Genomic DNA, 18,467 nt, shown 5'->3' with positions numbered 1-18,467 from the left:
CAGCCCTCCCCCCACGAATTGGCGGTTTCCGGTTTTCCATAGAGCAGCCATGTCGGATTCACCGACCATGACTGTCCGCTGCACCGGCTGGCAGGTTATGGACTTTCTGCACATGCTTTGAGGACCAGTCCCCAGAGGGCTGTCCACTTCATGAACAGGAGGGAATTTACATGCCTGAATACGTCATCGAGAGGGATATACCCGGTATCGGCCGCGCTTCGGCGGAGAAATTGAAAGACGGCGCAGAAGCCTCCTGCGCCGCCCTGCGCGAAGTGGGACCGGGGATACAGTGGGTCCACAGCTATGTAACCGACGACAAGTTCTACTGCATCTTTCGGGCACAAAATGAGGACCAGGTCCGCGCGCATGCGGAAAAGGCCGGCGTTCCGGCTGATCGCATCTCACCGGTACGCGGAATGCTCGATCCGACCGCAGCTGAATGAGGCCGCCGTCCTGCCTGCCGGGCCGCTTCAGCCTCGCTCGGCAGGCAGGGACTCTCCCGTACGACCGAAGCGCGCCCGATAGGCGGCCGGCGTCAAACCGGTATGCCGCTTGAAGAGCGCCCGGAAATGGGTCGCATCATCGTAGCCGACCGTACTTCCGACCTGTTGCACCGAGCGCGCGCCCTCCTCCAGCAACCGCCGGGCCGTCGCAATCCTCAGCGCCTGAAGATAACTGCGCGCCTTCATGCCGGTGGCCGCCTTGAAGCGGCGCTCGAAGTTGCGCGGGCTCATGCCCAACTGAGCTGCCAGCGCCTCCAGCCGCACCTCCTCACGGAAATGCGTATGCAGCCATTCCTCCGCCTTGCGGATCGCCGGGTCGTCGTGCCGGCTGCTCAGCGGCAGTACGGCAAAGCCAGCCTGGTTGACGCGGGGCATCTCCACCAGCATTGAGCGGGCGCAATCCAGGGCGATGTCATGGCCGCAGAATTTCTCCACCAGATAGAGGCTGAGGTCGATCACGCCGTAAATGCCACCGCCGCAATAGACGCCTTCGTCCTCGGTAATGAAGGCCTCCGGACGCCAGTCCACCTTCGGATAGCGCTGCGCGAATTCCTGCGCGAGCGCCCAGTGCGTGGTGCCCCGCCGTCCGTCGAGCAGGCCGGCCTCCGCCAAGAAAGAAACACCGGCGCAAGCGGCGGCCACGCCGGCGCCGCGCGCGTTCCACTGGCACAGCCAATCGAGCAGCGGGCGATGCGCGGCAATGGCGCCGTCCACATCGAGCCCGATCGCCGAGACGACGATGAGGTCCGTCTTCTCGATCTCGGCGATCGACGTCTGGGGCGACACCGCCAGCTGGTGGGCACTCTGCACCGGCCGTCCATCCACCGAGGCCACCTGCACCTGGAACTGCGGCTGCGGGGCTTCCCCGGCGAAGGCGTTCAGCAGAACGCCGGCCGAGGAGAAGACCTCCAGTGGAGCGATCGCGGTGGAGGCATAGCCGTCATTGACCAGCACCACGGTGACATCAATCATCACTCAGCCCCTTCCTCAACCGCTGCTGCTGCCTACGACTTCGGCTATCGTACCGCTTCCGGCTCCAGCTTCCTGTCTCGAAACGCCGCGCTCTGCCGCTGCAGTCGCTCCAGAACCTTCGGGTCTTCGCAAACGGCAACGTTGAAGCGCATCCAGGGGCTCGCCTGCAGGTTCGGGCGGAACACCGCACCGGGGGCGAGCATGAGGCCCTCCTTCTGGGCGGCTTCGGCAAGCGGCAGGGAATCCGCAACCTCGGGAAAGCGCGCCCAGAGAAAGAGCCCCCTGTCGCCGCCGTGGTAAGTCTCGATGCCGGTTTGCTCGAAGGTCGTGCTGACGCGCTGGCGTGCTTCGGCCAGGCGATCCAGCAGACGCGCCAGGAACTTGCGGTAATAACCCTCGGTCAGCAGGCGATAAACCAGCTTCTCGGCGAAAAGAGAGGTGGTGATACAGGTAACCATCTTGCTGTCCGTCAACTGCTCCGCCAGACCCCGCTCGCAGGCGATGAAGCCGACACGCAGGCTGCCGGACAGAGTCTTGGAGAAGCTGCGCAGGTAGATCACGCGCTCCAACCGGTCCAGAGCTGCCAGGCGCGGGGCGGGTTCGGGATACAGATCCGAGAAGATATCATCCTCGACCACGCGGAAATCATGTCGCTCCGCAAGCTGCAGAAGGCGGAAGGCCTTGGCGGGCGTGAAGGTCGTGCTGGTGGGATTCTGCAGCACCGATTGCGTGAAGTAGAGGCGTGGCCGGTATTGCGCCGCCAGGCGGTCCAGGGCCTCGATATCGGGGCCGTCTTCCTGGCGCGGCACTCCGATCAGACGGAGACCCTGCTGGCGCAGGTTTCCGAAAAGATTGTAGTAGCCGGGATCGTCTACCAGAACGCTATCGCCGGGCTTCAGCAGACAGCGGCTCACCAGGTCCAGTGCCTGGCTCGCGCCGCAGGTCAGCAGCACCTGGTTCTCCTCCGCCCGGATATCGATCTCCGGCAGCAGCGTCTCCGCAATATGCTGGCGCAGCGGACGATAGCCCAACGGCTCGCCGTATTCGATCAGGTGGTCCCCTTCGTTGTTGGCCAGCCCACGCATGACACGCCGCAGGTTCGCCTCGTCCAGCCAGTCGGCGGGCAGCCAGGGACCGCCCGCGAGAGTCAGGCCCTTGCCTGCCTCCAGCAACCTGCGGATCAGCCAGACAACCTCCTCGTTGTGATGGGAGTCGGCTTCCTCTTCCCGTTTTCCCTGTCCCGGGGCTGAACGCGGCATGTTCTTCGAGATGAAGAAGCCTGCTCCGCGCCGGGACTGCAGGTACCCCATGGCAACCAACCGGTCATAGGCCTCGACCACGGTGAAGCGGCTGATATCGTTATCGGCGGCAAGGGCCCGGATCGAGGGCAACTTTGCCCCTGGCCGCAACACGCCCCTGTCAATGCGCTCACGAAGCGCCTCGACGATCTGGTCGGTCAGGGGGGAAGGTCCCTCACGGTCAAGCTGGATCGGGATCATGGTGCACCCATCTCGTTCCTGACACTCGCTGAACCACGACCGAGAGTTCCATCAATCGACACTGGCAGGTTCGCTGTACCGGTACAGTCCAGCCAGCGACCTGAGGCAGTGTACATGTCCGCCAGCGGGACTGTCCAATAGCCTGCTGCATGTCCCGAATCATCGGGTCTGAGACAGGGAGAAGGACAATGCCGCTGGTCGATATTCAAGTCATCGAGGGTGTTTTCGACGAAAGTCAGAAACAGGACATGATCAGGCGCATTACCGACGCCATGGTTGCGGTCGAAGGGCCGGCCATGCGTGACGTCACCTGGGTGAGAGTACTCGAGGTGAAGAGCGGCCAGTGGGCCATCGGCGGCAATCCGCTGACCTCCCAGGCCGTCCGACAGATGGCCGCCGCCGAAGCCTCTTGAGGCGTGCTCGCGAGGGCGCCCAGGCTTCGGCACCACAGGAGAAACAGGACAACAGGAGGCAAACCATGAGCACGACCCTTTACGAGCGGCTTGGATCCGAGCGCGGTGTATCGGCACTGGTCGACCGAATCGTCGACGCACATCTGGCCAATCCCGAGATCAATCCGCGATACCAGGAACTGAAGGAGGATCCGGAGCGCATGGCGCAAGCCAAGGAACACCTCCGCAACTTCCTGGGCGAAGGCAGCGGCGGGCCGGAAAAGTACGAGGGCCGCAGCATGCTGGAGATCCACCGCGGGATGAATATCAGCGAGAGCGAGTACATGGCCGTGCTCGACGACATCCTGAAATCACTGGATGCCCATGGCGTGGACGAGGAAACCCGCCGGGACGTCCTCGCCATCGCCTATTCCCTGAAGGGCGAGATCGTCCGCGTCTGAAGCACGCAGGCGGAAGGAAGCGCTGGCTGTCCTGATAATCTCAGGGCAGTCAGTTCGCTTCCAGAAAGCGCGGTCCCGGACCCTGGGACCCCTGCTCATCGCCCGGATTGCGCAGGCGGCAGGCATCGATGGACAGGCAGCCACAGCCGATACAGTCACTCAGGTGATCGCGCAGACGGGTGAGCGTCTCGATCCGCCGGTCCAGGTCGTCCTTCCAGGCCGCGGAGAGCTCTGCCCAGTCCTTTGCCGTGGGGACGCAGCCGTTGGGCAGCCGGTCCAGGGCGGCCCGGATCTCGCTCAACGGAATCCCGATGCGCTGCGCCACCTTTATGATCGCGATGCGGCGCAGGACATCGCGGCTATAGCGACGCTGGTTGCCCGGGCTGCGCCGGCTGGCGATCAGGCCCTTTGTCTCATAGAAATGCAGCGTCGAAACCGCCACACCGCTGCGCGCGGCCACCTGACCCACAGACAGATCGGCCGGTCCGCAAAATTGTGATTCTGTCTTCATGAAACCCTCTTGACCTCAAGTAAACTTGAGGTTTTATACCAATGGCTTCCTGGAATGCAAAGCCTATGGAAAAGGAAGCCTCACATGCAGCAAATCTACCCGGACCTCTGGCAGAGCCTGACGGAGCATCCCTTCGCGGAGGCGCCACAGGTCACCACTCACGCCTATCTACTCACCCGGCCGGAGGGCAACGTTCTCCTCTACAACTCCAGCTACCTTCTGGAGGATGCCGACCAGATCGAGTCCCTGGGCGGCGTCGCCTGCCAGCTTCTCAGCCACCGCGACGAGATCACCCCGGCATTGGCCGACCTGCGTGCACACTTCGGCGCCAGGCTGGGCATTCATGCCCGGGAAGCCGAGGAGGTCCGGGCCGTCAGCCCGCTGGACTTCGTCTTCGAGACACGCGAGACCTGGCTGGACGGCATCGAGGTAATCCCGACGCCAGGACACTCGCCGGGCAGCACCTCCTTCCGCTATGCCTCTCCTCACGGCAAGACCTACCTCTTCACAGGCGACACCATCTTCGCCAGCGAACGGGGGTGGGAGACCTACCTGATTCCCGGCAGCAATCACTCCGACCTGGTGGACAGCCTGAAACTGCTGCGGGGACTCAATCCCGATGTGGTGATCTCGAGTGCAGCCGTGGCGCCGGATGGCATACGGGAGGTGACACCCGATCAATGGCGCAGGGCTGTGGATGCGGCTCTGGAGGAGCTGTCCGCCCTGGCCTGAGCGGACAGGGCAGTCAGTGGCTGCCGCCTTCCTCGATCTCGACTTCGATCGTCTTCTGGCCGGCCTCGCCGAAATCCAGGGTCAGCTCCAGGGAGTCTCCTTCCTCCAGGGACTCCTTGAGGCCGACCACCCAGAGGTGCGGACGCCAAGGGGCCATGGCATAGGGCTTGCCGGGGGCGATCTCGAGTCCCCCCGTCAGTTCCTCTGCATCCTCCTCGTCGCTGCGGAAGGTGACCCGTTCGGCCAGAGGTGAAGATGCGCCCTGCAGGGTCATGCTCTCTTCCCCATTGTTCAGGAAGGGCCCGTAGACCGGCAGGCCCTCCGCATCCTCGGCCGGCGGCGGCGCCCAGATATGCCCGATGGAGAGCTCGCCGAGCTTGTAGCTGTGCGCCAGCACCGACGGGGCCGCGCCAGCAAGCAAGCCTGCCAGGCTCATCGCGGACAGCAGGCTCACGAGCGCCCCCTGCCGCTTCCGGGCGGACAACGTCCGCCTACTGTCGTGGTGCGTCATTGCGGTATTCCACCTCTTCGGCCTGATCCAATCTATCTTCCACGCGCTGCGAGCCGGCCTTCAGGTCGCGCGCGGCTTTCGCCTCTTCGCGCGAGAGATCCTCCTGCCGATAGAAGGTGTAGGACAGGGTCATATCGCGCACCATTTCCGTGTTCGTATCGGCCAGCATTTCCTCGTCGATATAGAGTTGCAGCGGCATGCGCGCACTCTCGCCCGGACCCAGCTTCTCCTCTGTAAAGCAGAAGCACTCGATCTTGAAGAAATAGGGAGCGGCCTTGTAAGGCGTCACGTTGAAGGTCGCGCGCGCCACCACCGTCTCGTCTGTGTTGTTCTCGGCGTAGTAATAGACCTTGGCCGTCTCGCCCACTGGCACCTCCACGTCGCGCTGCTCGGGCCGGAAAGTCCAGGGTAGCGCGGAATCGACGTTGGCATCGAAGGTGATCCTGACCGTCGGCCGTTCACCCTCGACCGCTCCGTCCACCTGGCCACCCTCTGCGGCACTCGCCTTCTGGGTTTCACCCGGGCTTTTGCCTTCTTCCTCGGAGGCCGCCTGAACCGTGCCGCCGAAGCCGGTCAGGTCGCAGAACATCTGATAGAGTGTGGGCGAATAGGCGACCAGCCCGCCCATGACCAGCAGAGGCACCAGGGTCAGAAGGAGAACCCTGCGGTGGGAGCGCGGGCGCTTTCTGTCATGATCCGTCATGACTTACAGTCTGGGACCGCAGGCCGTCCGGATCAATGCGACGAGGCACCGCAAGCTGGGCTGAAATGGTGGCCGCTTTACGGTGACAACCCCATCAGCGCCTGACCGCTTTCCGGATCGAATGGAGCCGAATAGTGGTCATGGATGATCTTCCAGCCGCCGTCCTGCCTGCGCCAGATCACCGTGGCCCGCATCCAGCAGGCCTGCTCCTCGCCCTTGTCGTCGACGCCGGCGCAGCGGTGCAGGTAATGGCTGGTCGCCAGGTCCCCGGCTGTGGCGATATGGATGTCGCTGGCTTCCAGGGAGAGCTCATCGCACATGGACAGGCACTGGCGCCAATGGTCGCCATAGGCCTTTGCCCCTTTGAACTGCAAGGCGGCGATGGCGTCAAAGGCCACCACCTCGGACGCATAGAAATCCATGATGGCCTCCACGTCCTTGGACGAGACGGTCTTCAGGAAGCTGTCCAGGACATCACGAATCTCCTGCTCGGCACTGCTTTCAACTGTGGCAACAGTCATGGCTCTTTTCCTTCTCTTCAGGCGTTTCCTCGTAGCGATCATGCAGACGCACCCAGTCCATGGTGCTCTGCTCGTTGCGGCCCTTGGGCGTCATGTCCAGGAAGTGATGGGCGCCCAGCAGGACATCGCCGCCCCGCGCGTAGGTCGAATAGCTGTGATAAACCGCGTCACCCTCGCGCACGAAGACGCTCACCCCATGCAGGTCCTCGGCCAGGTAGGGCGTGGTGCCGAAGTTGTAGAGGGGCTTGCCCTGCGCCACCTGCTCCGGCGTGAAGGAGGCCCCGAAGTCGTAGTTGAAGTCGCTGCCGTGCGAGGAGACCCACTCGAAGTGCCAGTCCATGCGGCGCTTGAAGGGCAGGAACTCCGCCAGCGGCGCGCGCGAAACCGAGACCAGCGAGACGTCGTGGTGCTTCAGGTGCCGGTTCGGACCGTCGAAGTGGTCGGCCAGGAAGGAACAGCCGTCGCAGCCCTCCTGCCAGCCCGGTGCAAACATGAAGTGATAGACGATCAGCTGCTCACGCCCATCGAAGAGATCGACCAGGGACTTCGGCCCCTGCGCGCTCTCGAAGCGATACGCCTTCTCGATGCGTACCCAGGGCAGTTGCCGGCGTTCCGCCATCACCTGCTCCTGCAGGCGGGTCAGTTCCTTCTCGCGCTCCAGGTGGGCCTTGCGCGCAGCCAGCCAGTCGCCGCGGGATACGATTTTCTCAGATTCCATGGGGTTTCCTTCTCTCCCGAAGCTCCAGACTTATTCGAACAGGCAAAGTGCCGACTCACCCGCCGGCCCCGCCACGCTCTGCGGAACGAAATGCAGGAACACCCCTGCAACGAGCAGCAGCGCGCTGGCCGCCAGGACGCCGCTTGCCAGCCATCCCCCGGCCACAGCGGACAGCATGGCCAATCCCTTCCGCCAGGTCAGCAAGGCCGATAGCAGAACCGCTCCCAACGCACAGCAGAGCATGGCCGCTCATTCCCCGGCCAGGGCGCGGGCCGCCGGCGTCCCGTAGTCGTCGTGACGCTTCACCCAATCCATCAGGTTGTAGTGCGGACCGGTCTCGTTGCGTCCCTCGGGCGTCAGGTCCAGGAACATGTAGGTGGTGTCCAGCAGTTCGTCGCCGCGACCGAAAGCGGAATAAGTATGGAAGACCTCGCCCTCCGCATTGCGGTAGAAGACGCTGAGCCCGCCCAGGTCCTCGCTCTGGATGCCGCTCTTCGCGTAGTTGTAGTCGATCTCGCCGCGTGCGAGCTGTTCCGGGGTGAAGGAAACCTGGAAGTCGTAGTTGAAATCGCTGTCATGGGAGGACACCCAGCGCGCGCACCAGCCCATGCGCTGGCGATAGGCTTCCAGTTCAGCCAGCGGCGCGCGGGAGACCCGCAGATAGCTGACATCATGGTTTTCCAGATGAACCAGCGCGCCCTCGGCGTGATCGGCGGCAAAGGAACAGCCGATGCAGCCCTCTTTCCAGCCCGGCCCGAACATGAAGTGATGGACGATCATCTGGCTGCGGCCTTCGAACAGCTCGCCGAGCGACTTCGGACCCTCCAGTGTCTCGAAGACATAGGTCTTTTCCACCTTCACCCAGGGCAGTTCGCGGCGCGCGGCGCTCAGGGCATCGCGCTGGCGTGTCAGCTCCTTTTCACGCGCCAGCAGGGCCTTCCGGGCCTCCAGCCAATCTTCCCGGGATACGACAGCGTTCTGCAGCATACTCTTTCTCCTGATTGGCAGACCCGTTATGCAGGTCCTTGGCAAAGTCGAACTTGACTATTAAGTTGATATCAACATATATAAATCATGTCAAACAGTACTCCGACATCCGTAAACAACACCGTCCCCTATGAGACCACGCTTGAAGTTCGCGATTCCTGCCTCTGCTTGCATGTCCAGCGTGCCGCCCGGGCCGTGGCCCGACGCTACGACGAAGCCCTGCGGCCACTGGGCATTACCAACGGACAGTTCTCGCTGATGATGTCGCTCAATCGCCCGCAGCCCCCCGCCATGAAGGACGTCGCCAGCCTGCTCGCCATGGACCGCACGACCCTGACCGCCAACCTCAAGCCGCTGGAAAAGCGCGGCCTGGTGCAGGTGAAGGTGGACCCCGAGGACCGCCGTGGCCGGCGCCTCCTTTTGACGGACCAGGGCCGGGAACTCCTGGCGGAGGCCATGCCGCTGTGGCGGGCCACCCAGGAGGAAAACCGCAAGCTCGTGAACGAGCTCGGCCTCGACAGTCTGCTGGAGGACCTGCGCGCTCTCTCGTGAGCCGAGGTCTTGCCGGCAATGAAAAGGAGAACCCTGATGCTGGTACAGACCTATCTCTTCTTCGACGGCACCTGCGAGGAGGCCGTGACCTTCTACCGCGACACCCTGGGCGCCGAAGTGCAGGCCATTATGCGCTTCAGCGACTCGCCAGAGCCCCTGCCGCCCGGCATGGTTCCCGAAGGCAAGGAGAACCAGGTCATGCACACGGCCTTCCGCATCGGCGAGACCACGGTCATGGCCTCCGATGCCCCCTGCGGCGACACCCCGCCCCAGTTCGGCGGCTTCTCGCTCTCCCTCGATGCCGCCAACGAGACCGAAGCCCGGCGCCTCTTCGACACGCTCGCCGATGGCGGAACGGTGCAGATGCCCCTGGACAAGACCTTCTTCTCACCCTGCTTCGGCATGGTCAGCGACCGCTTCGGCGTCAGCTGGATGGTGATCGTGCCCGGCGAAGACTGCCCCGACGAGGCGGCCGGTTAGCCGAGCACCAGCTGCAGGGCGATGGCCCACATGATCACGCCCACCACCGCCTCCAGCCACTGCCAGGCGGCAGGCCGGGCGAAGAGGGGGCGCAACAGCCGCGCGCCGTAGCCCAGCATGAAGAAGAACACGAAGCTGGCCGTGATGGCCCCCAGGGCGAACAGCCCCTGCTCACCCGGATACTGTGTCGAGACCGAGCCCAGCAGGACCACGGTGTCCAGGTAGACATGCGGGTTCAGCCAGGTCAGCGCCAGGCAGACCCCGAGCGTCGCTGTCAGCCCAGGCGGCGCGGACCGTGCTGGATCCAGCGCCTCCTTCCCCCGCCAGGCAGCCCGGAAAGAGCGCGCACCATAGACCAGCAGGAAGGCGGCCCCGGCATAGCGCAGCAGTGGCTCGAGCCCGGGCAAGTGCCGGGTGATTTCTCCAAACCCGGCAACGCCGACCGAAATAAGCACCGCGTCCGAGAACGCACAGACCAGGCAGACCGCCAGCAGGTGCTCGCCGCGCAAGCCCTGGCGCAGCACGAAGGCATTCTGCGAGCCGATGGCAAGGATCAGGCTGAAACCCAGCAGGAAGCCCGGAAGCAAGGCGGATGTCACGGCAGCACCTCTTGATGTTGGAATGGTTGCTTCGGATAGCATTCTCCGCTGAATTAGGGTAATTAATTTCTCTAAGACTACTTAAGAGAAATTAATTCATGCTCGATTACGCACTTCTCTCTGCACTGGCCGCCGTCGTGCGCACCGGGGGCTTCGATCGCGCTGCGCAGCAGCTGGGCCTGACGCCCTCGGCCGTCTCGCAGCGTGTGAAGCTGCTGGAGGAACGGATGGGCACGGTCCTGGTGGTGCGCGGCCAGCCCTGCCGGGCCACCGAGAGCGGCCTGCATCTCTGCCAGCATGTGGAGCGGGTGGCCTTGCTGGAGGACGAGTTGCGCCACGGCCTGCCACAGGCCGGCCTGGACGCCTCGCGGTTGCCGTTACGCCTTGCCGTCAACGCGGACAGCCTGGCCACCTGGTTCATCCCGGCGCTCGCGGCCATGCCGGATCGCCTGTTCGACCTGGTCCTGGACGATCAGGAGCACAGCGCCGACTGGCTCCGCCGGGGCGAGGTCCTGGGGGCCGTCACCGGCTATGGCCGGGCGGTCCAGGGCTGCGACAGCACGCCCCTGGGCGCCCTGCGCTACATCGCCACCGCCAGTCCGGACTTCATGGCACGCTGGTTTCCCGACGGGGTGACAGAGACGGCGGCCACCCAGGCGCCCTGCCTCACTTTCAACCGAAAAGATCGTCTGCAGCAGCTCTGGCTGGAACAGGCTTTCGGGCGGGATCTCGCGCCACCGACCCACTGGTTGCCCGCCACCCAGGCCTTCGTCGACGCCGCGCTTGCCGGTCTCGGCTGGGGCCTCAACCTGGAACGAATGGTGGCCGAGCACCTGAAGAGCGGCCGCCTGGTCCCGCTCCGCGTAGACCTGCCGCTGGACGTACCTCTCTACTGGCAGCAGAGCCGCAGCGTTGGCACGGCCCTGGCCGACCTGCGCAGGGCCGTGCGCACTGCTGCGGGCGAGGCGCTGCATCCAATTGCCGTGGAAGGATAAGTGCTATCTCGGCCGGGAGGTGACGCGCTCTGGGCCGCAGCCCGTCCCGGCGCTCGACCATCCAGGCGGATAAGTCCACTGTCACTCACGCGTGGGCAGGGGACGATCGGACATCATCTGGGCCACGGCACGGCCCGGAAGGGCGGTCTCGGAATAGGTAAAGGTCCCCTGCTCCAGCACCTCACGCGCTGCCTGCACCATCGCCCCCAGTGCCGCACGGGCAAACGAGCCGCCCACGCTGATGCGCTTCACCCCCGCTTCCGACAGCTCCTCTACCGTATAGGTCGCTCCCTGCAATCCCATCACCACGTTGACCGGCTTGTCGACTTCCTTGCAGACCGTACGGATGGCTTCGAGGTCCGGCAGCCCGGGCGCATAGAGAACATCCGCTCCGGCCTCCGAATAGGCCTGCAGGCGCTTGATGGTATCCCTCAGGTCCTGGCGTCCCCATAGGTGGTTCTCCGCCCGCGCCGTCAGCAGGAACGACTGGTCCTTCGCGGCCTCAACCGCCGCCCTGATCCTTTCGACGGACGCTCCGAACTCGAAGATCGGCTCGGCAGGATGCCCGGTCGCATCCTCGATCGAACCGCCGACCAGTCCACTGGAGATTGCCTTTCGGATTGTCTCGGCGCAGTCCGCCGGCTGGCGTCCGAAGCCGTCCTCCAGGTCGGCGGACACTGGAAGGTCGGTCGCCTCCACAATGGCCCGCGCATTCTCCAGCACCTCGGTGCGCCCCAGCGTTGCATGGGAATCCCGACGCCCAACCGAGAAGGCATAGCCCGCACTCGTGGTGGCCAGCGCCGAAAAGCCCAACGTGCTCAAAATCCGGGCCGTCCCCGCATCCCAGGGATTGGGCATAACGAAGGCGCCCTTGGCCCGATGAAGCATCTGAAATCGCTCGTACTTCCTTGACTGCTGTTCGTTCATTCAAACTTCACTCCCCCTTCAACAGCTGCTTGACCAGACGCTAGCATGCCTGGACCTGAAGGAGGCATGTGAACTTGAAAAGACTGTCTTGAAATTCGGAGGCGGGCTCACCGGTCAAACGCCAGCTTCGCCGCAAGAATGCAGAACACGAAACTGGTCACATACTGAAGTACACGCGCCACAAGCCTGTTCTGTGCGAGCAGGCGACCGATCCCGCCGGAGAATCCGCCCACCAATCCGTTTACCAGCGTGCCACCGATATTGAGGATAGCCCCGAAAATCAGGAACTGGAGAAACACGGAGCCCTGGGACGGATCCACGAACTGGGGCACCAGGGCCAGGATGAACAGGGCCACCTTGGGATTGAGCAGGCAGACCAGGGTCCCATTTGCCCAAGCGTTATAGACACTGGCTCTCGACACCCCGGCAGGCTGCAGCTCTCCCATGGGCTGCCGCAGGACCCCGATCGCCAGCCAGAGAAGATAGGCAACACCGCTCCAACGGATCACCTCGAAAGCCAATGGATGCGCGGCAATGAGAGAGGCGAGCCCCAGGCCTGCGGCGACGGAATGAAGGAAGGAGCCCGTCGCGATTCCCAGGGAGGCGGCAACTCCGGCCCTCGGCCCCGAGCGAACACCCTGTCCGAGGCAGAACAGCATGTCCGCGCCCGGCGTGAAATTGAGCGAAAGCGCGATCGGAACGAAGATCAGCAGCGTCTGGAGTTCGACGGGCATTCGCTTCCTCTTCGCAGTTTGCTTGGCACCCTAGTCAAACCCCTTGCACAGTCAGATCGCGGGTGCATGGAAATCGATCATTTCATTTGCCTGTGAACTACATCCACGCCCGGGATTAAAGCTTTGCTTCATTCCTTTATCAACCCCTCCCAGGCGGCCATGCCGCAAGCGCCTCCTTCAGACAGACCTGTCTTCTAGCCTGAGGCTGACCTCGTTTTATAGAGGAACTTCAGCCAAGGCCCTCCGCCTCCAGCAGCGGCAACAGATGCGTCAGCTTGTCGGGATTGCGCACGGTGTAAATCGCGACGATCCGCCCGTTCGCGATCTCGAAGGCGCTGGTCTGCAGGGTTCCGTCGGCCTCTACCGAGACGCAGCCCGGCAGACCGTTGATCGTCGTGCGCCGGGTCCAGCGCGGCGGACCGGTCTTGCCCTTGCGATCCAGACCGGCAAAGAAACGGCAGATCTTCTCGCGCCCGAGGATGGGATTCAGAGCCGCCGGCTTGCGCCCGCCACCGTCGCTGTGAAGCACAGCACCCTCCGAGAGCAGGCCCTGCAGCCGCTGCGTATCCCCGCTGCGCGAGGCCTCCAGGAAGGCCTGCACCAGGAAGGCCCTCTCCTCCGAACTGGGCGTAAAACGCGGCCGCTCGGCGCGCAGGCGACCCCGCGCCCGACTGGCCAGCTGGCGACAGGCGGCTTCGCTGCGCTCCAACGCAGCAGCCACTTCGGCAAAATCGAGTTCGAAGACGTCATGCAGGATGAAGGCCGCCCGCTCCAACGGAGAAAGGCGCTCGAGCGCCAGCATCAGGGCGAAGGAGACGTCCCGGCCCACCTCCGCCTCCGGCGTCATCGCAAGTTCGGGATCTTCCAGCAGCGGCTCTGGCAGCCAGGCCCCGACATAAGTCTCCCGCCGGCGCCTGGCTTCCTTCAGGCGGTCGAGGCACAGCCGCGTGACCACCGTCGAGAGCCAAGCCTGCGGGTTGGCAATCTCCGTCGGCTCGACGCGCTGCCAGCGCAGCCAGGCGTCCTGCACCACGTCCTCGGCGTCGCTCACCGCACCCAGCATGCGATAGGCCAGGCCGGTGAGACGCCGTCGCTGTTGCTCGAAGATCTGCAGGCTGTCAGCCGGCATATCCGTTTTCCGCTTCTTCCCTCACACAGTCTCCTCGACAGGATGCAGGCTGCGAAAGCCGATGGCGAGGCGATTCCAGATGTTGATGACCCCGATCAGCAGGCTCAGCTTTACCTGCTCCGCCTCGTTGAAATGCCGGCCGAGTTCCTCATAGTCGCTGTCCGGCGCCTGGGTTTCGGCCACGCGGGTCAGGGCCTCGGTCCAGGCCAGGGCCGCCCGCTCACGCGGGGTGAAGAGCGGCGACTCCCACCAGGCCGACAGCAGGTAGAGCCGGGTCTCGCTTTCCCCGGCCGCCCGGGCGTCCCGGGTGTGCATGTGGATGCAGAAGGCGCAGCCGTTGATCTGCGAGGCCCGGATCCTCACCAGCTCGATCAGGCTGTGTTCCAGCCCACAGTCGGCGACATAGTCCTGCAGCTTCCGCATCGCCTTGAAGGCGTCTGGGGCAGCAGCGGGGTAATTCAATCGCGGTTCCAAGATCGTTCTCCTCGTCTGGTTTCAGGGTATCTGAAGGAAAGACGAGGCAGCCTGGTGCGATGTGACACAGCTTCGTGCAATTTATTTGCCGGAGCCAGGTCTGTACGTCCGTGGAGAAAAGGACCGGCGGGGCCGTACGCGTTCAGCCCGGCGGAATCTCGTTCATGACCTTCGGCACGTGATAGCCTCTCTTTACCGCATCACGCTCGAGCAGGCGCTGATACCAGGCGCGCACGTTGGGATAATCCGCCAGGTCGACACCCTGCCATTCATAGCGCGACACCCAGGGCCAGCAGGCCATGTCAGCGATGGAATAGTCGCCGACGATATGGTCCCGGCCGTCGAGCTGCCGGTCGAGAACCCCATAGAGGCGATGCACCTCGGCCGAGAAGCGCTCCTCGGCATAAGCCGACTTTCCGGGATTGAAATGCAGGAAATGGTGCGCCTGCCCGCACATGGGGCCCAACCCGCCCATCTGCCACATGAGCCATTCCATGACCTTCATCCGGTCCTCGGGCGTCTCGGGCAGGAATTTTCCATGCTTGTCAGCGAGATGCCACAGGATCGCGCCCGACTCCATCAAGGTCAGGCCGCTGTCGCGGTCCACGATGGCGGGAATCTTGTTGTTCGGGCTGATCTTCAGGAATTCGGGCGCCATCTGCTCGCCCGCGCCGATGTCAATCGGATGAACCTCGTAGTCGACACCGAGTTCTTCCAGAAGGATGGACACCTTGCGCCCATTCGGCGTGGTCCAGGTATAGAGATCGATCATGGTTCCCCTTTCGCTCAGGTGTTTGTTGACAGCCATGGGCGGGGTCGTCTGTCCGCCCAGGAGCTGAAGAGTGTGTGAATGAGAATGCAGTTTTCCTGCGAAAGCTGCAAAGGCCGGATCTTCTTGATGCACCCCTTCCATCAATCTTGGCTCGATGCCGAGCTTAAGGTTCGGCAGGAAGAGTGCCGGAATATTGCCTCACATCCGAATAAATGAGTAAACTCCGGGAGTTGCGCTGAGCCTCAGCAACGCGTCGATCGGATATGTCGCCATCTCTTCGGTGACAAGAGTGAACCATCTTCCGGTGGGAGGGTGTGAACGATGACACAGATGGACATGGCCGTACTCCGGACCCACCCGTTGTTCTCCTTCGGAACCCTGCAGGACAACGAGGTCTTCGATGTCGTGACCGGCGGTTTGTCGCTGGAGCAGGTGCCCAGGCAGACGGCCTGGCTTCCGGACCATCGCGTCGTGAACGCCATCGACGGTCCCCACCCGGTCCTGCAACCGGCCGCCGGTGAGTGGGCCCCGGGCCTTCTGTTTCATTCCCTTCCAGACACGGCCATTGACCGCATTGCCTGGTTTGAGTGGCCCGAGTTCCGGGTGGACCGCAAGACCGTGAGCACCAAGGAGGACCGGCTCCCTGTGCCTGCTTCATGCCGGAGCAGACCTGGCCTGCCTCGCGGAAACCCTGGTCGATCACGACCTGGCAGGAGACGGAGAAGTCGGAGTTGCTGGCCTACGCCGAACTCATGATGGACTTCCGCGGCGTCTGTACGGCTGAGGAACTGGACCTGTATTGGGAGTCTCTCCTGGCCCGTGTTCAGGGACAGCCGGCGGAGCTTCCCTCACACATGGAAGTGCGCTGTGGAGAGATCCTGGATAATCCGGGGCGACACCTGGGGACGTTCCTGCGCCAGGTGGCCCAGGGGCTGGAAGACAGCCACTCCGCGGTTTCCTGACAGCCTCAAGGCTGCGGCTGAGAAACCGAGCTGAATTCGGCTACCAGGAAATCCAGGAAGGCGCGCAGCTTGGCCACCACATGGCGGCGCGAAGGATAGACGGCATAGACATCGGTCTCCACCGTCACCCAGTCATCGAGAACCGTCCTCAGACGCTCTCGCCTCTCGCCCCTCGTCACTCGCAACTTCCTGATGCTGGCGTTATGCTGTCTGGCCGAACCCGGAACAGGACAGGGTCCATGGTCGATTGGCTCAAGGAATACAGTGACGTTCTCAACGTCCTGGCAAATATTACGATGATCCTGGTCTGGATGATCTACCTGCATCTGCTGCTGATCTCCTATCGGCGCCAGCGCAGACCCAAGCTGCTGATCAATCGGGGCGGCAGTCAAGACGTGAAGGCCCATTGCCTGATCAGCAACATGAGCGCGGAATCGGTCTATATCCAAAGCCTCATCGTGACCCTGAAGAACGAGGAAAAGGAATGGACGGCGGCCGTCACCGACATCGATGACCTGCAGGCCGAAGACGCAACGAACCCGCAGGATACCACGCACCAGGGCCCTTTGGCCCCGGGTGCCTTCATGGACGCCGGCTGTTTCTCGAACCTGATCGAGCGGGCCGCCCGAAAGGCCGGGCTGTCCGAACAGGACCTCAAGGAAACGATCAGCGAACTGGAACTGATGGTTGTCGCGGCCTATGGTGCAGACGACATGTCGATCGCGGCCAAACGCAGATTTCACTTGAAGGGCAACGACGAACTCACGCCCCAGACCGTTTCCTCACAGCAAATCTCCTCCCGACGCGCGCGCCGAAAAGTAGACCGCTTCCTGGCGGAGCACCTCTAGGGGAGTCGCATCCGGGACAGATGTTGCCCCGCCCCTCTCCTGTATGACTTGTGTTAGGATTCTGATATTGAGCAACGACGAGAGAATAAGAATCAGGAGAACACAGGTGCGCAAGCTTCATTTTAAAATGCTCTCCATCACGTTCTTGGCGATGCTGTCTGCAGTCTCCGCTCTGGCGCACTCTCCCGTCAAGAACTCGACTCCGGCCAACGAGGCCACCGTCCAGTCCGCACCCGAGACTCTGCAGGTCACCTTCAACGGTCCGGTCGTCCTCACGAATGTCGAGGTGCATCAGGATGGCGAGGAGATACCGGTCGAATTCGAACGCAGTTCGAACGCGGCAGAAGATCATTCGGTGCCCCTGCCCAGCCTGAGTGAGGGCAACTATACCGTCTCGTGGAGCGCGCTCTCGCCGGACGACGGTCATGCCATGCAGGGTACCTTCTCGTTCACAGTGGCCACCGACTGAGTGCATTGATGGAGGCCCTCGCCACGCTCAACGTCTGGCAGGCCGGGACGATCGCCCTTAAGACGGTAACCTATTTTACCGCCTTGTCGGCGTCGGGAGGCACCCTTTTCATCCTCCTTTTCGGCCGGCAGCTGGCCGGAGAGGACAAGACGCCCATCGCGCTTACGACGGCTTGTCTTGCCGTCATCGGAGTCCTGGCCAGCCTTGCAGGTTTTCTCTGGACCGCGGCAGCCCTGGGCGGCAGCTTCTCCAGCGCCGCCGACCCGTTCTTGCTCTCCATCGTTTTCGAGAACCGTGACACAGCGCTGATGTTGCGAATCATCGGTCTGCTGTTGCTGGTGGGGATGCTGATCAGGGCACGTGGCTTCGGCCTTGTGACGGCGGCGTTGGGCAGTGCACTGGTCATTCTCTCCTTCTCCCCAGGCGGCCACCCCGCCGCCCTGGGCCTGAGCCCCTGGCCGCAGCTTCTCATTATCCTGCATATCGCTGCGGTGACGTACTGGCTGGGTGCTCTGCTGCCCTTGCTCGTGCTGTGCAGGCGCCGTGACGGCGAACGTTTTGGCACCGCCGCCAAGCGTTTTGGAGACTTGGCCGTCTACATCGTTGCGTTGCTTATCCTGGCAGGCGTGAGCCTCCTCTGGCTGCTCTTCGAAAGCCCTGCGGATTTCATCACGTCAAATTACGGACAGCTCTTTCTCGGGAAGCTCTTGTTGTTTGCATCTCTCCTGGGGCTTGCTGCCCTCAACAGGTTACGGTTGACCCCGGCGCTTTTCTCCGGAGACGTCACAGCGCCGCAAAGGCTGAGGACGTCCATTCGATTGGAGATCGCGGCCGTCGTCACCATCCTGTTGGTCACGGCAACCTTCACGACGCTCGCCAAACCACCCGGCCTGAACTGAAGAGCAAGCCGAAATGGACACGCGCATTGGCCGGGCTGTCCACTGATAGGGTCCGTGCCTGTCATTGATTGCAATGCCGACAGAGTGTTGCCATCTGTCACACCCCCTGCCACTTTG

Annotated in this window: 28 protein-coding genes; 12 read left to right on the top strand and 16 right to left on the bottom strand. The window is 63.2% G+C overall.

The window, feature by feature from the left end:
- Positions 1–170 precede the first annotated feature (170 nt).
- On the top strand, positions 171–443 hold the full coding sequence (locus BP38_RS0108440; RefSeq protein ID WP_026987374.1) for a DUF4242 domain-containing protein: 273 nt from the start codon (positions 171–173) through the stop codon (positions 441–443).
- A gap of 27 nt (positions 444–470) precedes the next feature.
- Here BP38_RS0108440 and BP38_RS0108435 read toward each other — a convergent pair whose 3' ends face one another.
- On the bottom strand, positions 471–1,475 hold the full coding sequence (locus BP38_RS0108435) for a GlxA family transcriptional regulator (RefSeq protein WP_026987373.1): 1,005 nt from the start codon (positions 1,473–1,475) through the stop codon (positions 471–473).
- Between the two features lie 44 nt (positions 1,476–1,519).
- The gene (locus BP38_RS0108430) at positions 1,520–2,974 is read right to left on the bottom strand and encodes an aminotransferase-like domain-containing protein (RefSeq protein ID WP_051609127.1); all 1,455 of its coding nucleotides are present in this window, start codon (positions 2,972–2,974) and stop codon (positions 1,520–1,522) included.
- Positions 2,975–3,162: 188 nt separating this feature from the next.
- Here BP38_RS0108430 and BP38_RS0108425 point away from each other — a divergent pair, with 188 nt between their 5' ends.
- Positions 3,163–3,387, top strand: a complete 225-nt coding sequence (locus tag BP38_RS0108425; protein WP_026987371.1) for a tautomerase family protein — start codon at positions 3,163–3,165, stop codon at positions 3,385–3,387.
- Positions 3,388–3,452: 65 nt separating this feature from the next.
- Positions 3,453–3,827 (top strand): group I truncated hemoglobin, encoded by a 375-nt coding sequence (locus tag BP38_RS0108420; RefSeq protein ID WP_026987370.1) that lies wholly within the window; start codon positions 3,453–3,455, stop codon positions 3,825–3,827.
- Positions 3,828–3,876: 49 nt separating this feature from the next.
- On the opposite strand, the gene soxR is transcribed toward BP38_RS0108420, so the two are convergent.
- The gene (gene soxR / locus BP38_RS0108415) at positions 3,877–4,338 is read right to left on the bottom strand and encodes a redox-sensitive transcriptional activator SoxR (RefSeq protein WP_026987369.1); all 462 of its coding nucleotides are present in this window, start codon (positions 4,336–4,338) and stop codon (positions 3,877–3,879) included.
- A gap of 84 nt (positions 4,339–4,422) precedes the next feature.
- On the opposite strand from soxR, the gene BP38_RS0108410 reads away from it, so the two are divergent.
- Complete coding sequence (locus BP38_RS0108410; protein WP_026987368.1) at positions 4,423–5,070, top strand: MBL fold metallo-hydrolase; 648 nt, start codon at positions 4,423–4,425, stop codon at positions 5,068–5,070.
- Positions 5,071–5,083: 13 nt separating this feature from the next.
- On the opposite strand, the gene BP38_RS0108405 is transcribed toward BP38_RS0108410, so the two are convergent.
- The 6 genes from BP38_RS0108405 to BP38_RS19730 all read right to left on the bottom strand — a co-directional run bounded on the left by BP38_RS0108405 (position 5,084) and on the right by BP38_RS19730 (position 8,510).
- Positions 5,084–5,524, bottom strand: a complete 441-nt coding sequence (locus tag BP38_RS0108405) for a copper chaperone PCu(A)C (RefSeq protein WP_162175139.1) — start codon at positions 5,522–5,524, stop codon at positions 5,084–5,086.
- Between the two features lie 37 nt (positions 5,525–5,561).
- Complete coding sequence (locus tag BP38_RS19735; RefSeq protein WP_035724277.1) at positions 5,562–6,284, bottom strand: cytochrome c oxidase assembly protein; 723 nt, start codon at positions 6,282–6,284, stop codon at positions 5,562–5,564.
- A gap of 77 nt (positions 6,285–6,361) precedes the next feature.
- Complete coding sequence (locus tag BP38_RS0108395) at positions 6,362–6,805, bottom strand: YybH family protein (RefSeq protein ID WP_026987366.1); 444 nt, start codon at positions 6,803–6,805, stop codon at positions 6,362–6,364.
- Positions 6,786–7,523, bottom strand: a complete 738-nt coding sequence (locus BP38_RS0108390; protein WP_026987365.1) for a DUF899 domain-containing protein — start codon at positions 7,521–7,523, stop codon at positions 6,786–6,788. Before BP38_RS0108390 ends, BP38_RS0108395 begins: the two co-directional genes overlap by 20 nt.
- A 30-nt stretch (positions 7,524–7,553) precedes the next feature.
- Positions 7,554–7,766, bottom strand: a complete 213-nt coding sequence (locus tag BP38_RS0108385; protein WP_026987364.1) for a hypothetical protein — start codon at positions 7,764–7,766, stop codon at positions 7,554–7,556.
- Between the two features lie 6 nt (positions 7,767–7,772).
- Positions 7,773–8,510, bottom strand: coding sequence for a DUF899 domain-containing protein (locus BP38_RS19730; protein WP_035724275.1), 738 nt, complete (start codon positions 8,508–8,510; stop codon positions 7,773–7,775).
- An 87-nt stretch (positions 8,511–8,597) separates the two neighbouring features.
- Between BP38_RS19730 and BP38_RS0108375 the strand changes: the two genes are divergently transcribed.
- Positions 8,598–9,062, top strand: coding sequence for a MarR family winged helix-turn-helix transcriptional regulator (locus BP38_RS0108375; protein WP_211250269.1), 465 nt, complete (start codon positions 8,598–8,600; stop codon positions 9,060–9,062).
- Between the two features lie 36 nt (positions 9,063–9,098).
- On the top strand, positions 9,099–9,542 hold the full coding sequence (locus tag BP38_RS0108370) for a VOC family protein (RefSeq protein WP_026987362.1): 444 nt from the start codon (positions 9,099–9,101) through the stop codon (positions 9,540–9,542).
- Here BP38_RS0108370 and BP38_RS0108365 read toward each other — a convergent pair.
- Positions 9,539–10,141, bottom strand: a complete 603-nt coding sequence (locus BP38_RS0108365; protein ID WP_026987361.1) for a LysE/ArgO family amino acid transporter — start codon at positions 10,139–10,141, stop codon at positions 9,539–9,541. The genes BP38_RS0108370 and BP38_RS0108365 overlap by 4 nt on opposite strands.
- 98 nt (positions 10,142–10,239) lie before the next feature.
- On the opposite strand from BP38_RS0108365, the gene BP38_RS0108360 reads away from it, so the two are divergent.
- Entirely contained in the window at positions 10,240–11,136 is an 897-nt protein-coding gene (locus BP38_RS0108360) for a LysR family transcriptional regulator ArgP (RefSeq protein WP_026987360.1), read from the top strand.
- A gap of 81 nt (positions 11,137–11,217) precedes the next feature.
- Here BP38_RS0108360 and BP38_RS0108355 read toward each other — a convergent pair whose 3' ends face one another.
- From BP38_RS0108355 to BP38_RS0108335, 5 genes are all read right to left on the bottom strand, one after another.
- Positions 11,218–12,063, bottom strand: coding sequence for an isocitrate lyase/PEP mutase family protein (locus tag BP38_RS0108355; protein ID WP_026987359.1), 846 nt, complete (start codon positions 12,061–12,063; stop codon positions 11,218–11,220).
- A 107-nt stretch (positions 12,064–12,170) separates the two neighbouring features.
- Positions 12,171–12,797, bottom strand: a complete 627-nt coding sequence (locus tag BP38_RS0108350) for a LysE family translocator (protein ID WP_026987358.1) — start codon at positions 12,795–12,797, stop codon at positions 12,171–12,173.
- Between the two features lie 229 nt (positions 12,798–13,026).
- The gene (locus tag BP38_RS0108345; RefSeq protein ID WP_026987357.1) at positions 13,027–13,926 is read right to left on the bottom strand and encodes a sigma-70 family RNA polymerase sigma factor; all 900 of its coding nucleotides are present in this window, start codon (positions 13,924–13,926) and stop codon (positions 13,027–13,029) included.
- A 21-nt stretch (positions 13,927–13,947) separates the two neighbouring features.
- Positions 13,948–14,400 (bottom strand): carboxymuconolactone decarboxylase family protein, encoded by a 453-nt coding sequence (locus BP38_RS0108340; protein WP_026987356.1) that lies wholly within the window; start codon positions 14,398–14,400, stop codon positions 13,948–13,950.
- 142 nt (positions 14,401–14,542) lie between these two features.
- Positions 14,543–15,208, bottom strand: coding sequence for a glutathione S-transferase family protein (locus BP38_RS0108335; RefSeq protein ID WP_322098947.1), 666 nt, complete (start codon positions 15,206–15,208; stop codon positions 14,543–14,545).
- 285 nt (positions 15,209–15,493) lie between these two features.
- Here BP38_RS0108335 and BP38_RS23330 point away from each other — a divergent pair, with 285 nt between their 5' ends.
- Both BP38_RS23330 and BP38_RS0108325 read left to right on the top strand, forming a co-directional pair.
- On the top strand, positions 15,494–15,928 hold the full coding sequence (locus BP38_RS23330; RefSeq protein WP_081816544.1) for a gamma-glutamylcyclotransferase family protein: 435 nt from the start codon (positions 15,494–15,496) through the stop codon (positions 15,926–15,928).
- Complete coding sequence (locus tag BP38_RS0108325) at positions 15,829–16,134, top strand: hypothetical protein (protein WP_026987353.1); 306 nt, start codon at positions 15,829–15,831, stop codon at positions 16,132–16,134. The genes BP38_RS23330 and BP38_RS0108325 overlap by 100 nt, the downstream gene beginning before the upstream one ends.
- Positions 16,135–16,139: 5 nt before the next feature.
- Here the strand turns inward: BP38_RS0108325 and BP38_RS22565 are convergent, their stop codons facing one another.
- Positions 16,140–16,313, bottom strand: coding sequence for a type 2 periplasmic-binding domain-containing protein (locus tag BP38_RS22565; protein ID WP_211250268.1), 174 nt, complete (start codon positions 16,311–16,313; stop codon positions 16,140–16,142).
- Positions 16,314–16,373: 60 nt separating this feature from the next.
- On the opposite strand from BP38_RS22565, the gene BP38_RS0108315 reads away from it, so the two are divergent.
- From BP38_RS0108315 to BP38_RS19720, 3 genes are all read left to right on the top strand, one after another.
- The gene (locus BP38_RS0108315) at positions 16,374–16,982 is read left to right on the top strand and encodes a hypothetical protein (protein WP_026987352.1); all 609 of its coding nucleotides are present in this window, start codon (positions 16,374–16,376) and stop codon (positions 16,980–16,982) included.
- A gap of 106 nt (positions 16,983–17,088) precedes the next feature.
- Complete coding sequence (locus tag BP38_RS19725; protein ID WP_162175138.1) at positions 17,089–17,451, top strand: copper resistance CopC family protein; 363 nt, start codon at positions 17,089–17,091, stop codon at positions 17,449–17,451.
- An 8-nt stretch (positions 17,452–17,459) separates the two neighbouring features.
- Complete coding sequence (locus tag BP38_RS19720) at positions 17,460–18,350, top strand: CopD family protein (RefSeq protein WP_051609124.1); 891 nt, start codon at positions 17,460–17,462, stop codon at positions 18,348–18,350.
- Positions 18,351–18,467: the final 117 nt, after the last annotated feature.

Source organism: Fodinicurvata fenggangensis DSM 21160, assembly GCF_000686045.1.
Classification (GTDB): domain Bacteria; phylum Pseudomonadota; class Alphaproteobacteria; order Kiloniellales; family DSM-21159; genus Fodinicurvata; species Fodinicurvata fenggangensis.
Note: the sequence above shows the minus strand (reverse complement) of the source record. Positions and strands in the feature narration are given on the sequence as shown.